The sequence below is a fragment of the Micromonospora sp. NPDC048843 genome, assembly GCF_040649965.1.
Classification (GTDB): Bacteria; Actinomycetota; Actinomycetes; order Mycobacteriales; family Micromonosporaceae; genus Micromonospora; species Micromonospora hortensis.
Genome location: NZ_JBEZGJ010000384.1, coordinates 1 through 1,170, shown reverse-complemented (window position 1 = coordinate 1,170; position 1,170 = coordinate 1). Strand labels below are relative to the sequence as shown.

The window sequence follows — 1,170 nt, the reverse complement described above, 5'->3', positions numbered from 1 at the left end:
ACGGTGCGGGGATCGAGACGCAGCCGGGCATCGGGGTCGGGCAGCACGACGAAGTCGTTCTGGGTTCCGTGCCCCTTGCTGAATTCGATATCAGCCGGACCGGAACCCGCCGCCTGTTCGGCCTGCTCGCTCATCGGTTTCCATCCTCCACGTCTCGCTTTTCCGTCCGTTCCACGCGCGTACCGGTGATCCCGCCGTATCCAACACCCGGCACGCCCGATTTCGTCCGGCCCGCGGTATCCGGTCGCGCACATCCCTGCCGACGGGCCCCATGATCGTCGCATCAGCGCCGGTCGGCCTCGCGAGCGACCGGTCGCGCACACCGGCGAAGTCCCCGCTGGAACTCGCGCGACGACCGGTCCGGCTGGAGCCCGGAGTCTGTCCCGTCGTGTCCGGTCCGGTCACTGCGCGGCGGAGATCACCTGCGCCAGTGCGGAATCCACCAGGTGCGGATCGGCGCCGTCGACCCACCGCACCCGGGGATCGCGACGGAACCACGACCGCTGCCGACGCACGTAGCGGCGGGTGCCGATCAGGGTGCGTTCGCGGGCGTGGTCCAGATCGCACTGCCCGTCGAGAAATTCCAGCACCTGGGCATAGCCGATGGCACGCCGGGCGGTCTGCCCGTCGCGCAGCCCCCGGTCGATCAGCTCGCGAACCTCGTCCACCAGCCCGTGGTCGAACATGGCCGCGGTGCGCAGCTCGATGCGGTCGTCGAGTTCGGTCGTTTCGCGGTCGACGCCGATGATCGTGGTGTTCCACCGCGGCGTCCCGCGCTGCGGCTGCGACGCGGCGAACGGGCGTCCGGTCAGTTCCACGACCTCGAGCGCGCGCACGATCCGGCGTCCGTCGGTCGGCAGAATCGTCCGCGCCGCAACAGGGTCCGCGGCTCGTAACGCGGCATGCACCGCCGCCACCCCCTCGGCTGCCAGCACGGCCTCCCACTTCGCGCGAATCCGGGTGTCGGTGGCCGGGAATTCCCAATCGTCCAGCAGCGCCTGGACGTACATCATCGAGCCGCCGACGATCACCGGCACCCGATCACGAGCGCGGATGTCCTCCACATCCGCGCGGGCCGCGGTCTGATAGGCGGCGACCGTGGCGGTTTCGGTCACTTCCAGCACGTCGAGCTGATGATGCGGAATACCGCGGCGGCGGTCCGGGGGCAGT

1 protein-coding gene is annotated in these 1,170 nt (G+C 70.1%); it reads right to left on the bottom strand.

Translation table 11 applies throughout. The features are described 5' to 3' along the window. Positions 1–401: 401 nt before the first annotated feature. The coding region (miaA, locus tag AB0C20_RS36285; protein ID WP_357569731.1) for a tRNA (adenosine(37)-N6)-dimethylallyltransferase MiaA at positions 402–1,170 on the bottom strand (769 nt) is incomplete at its 5' end.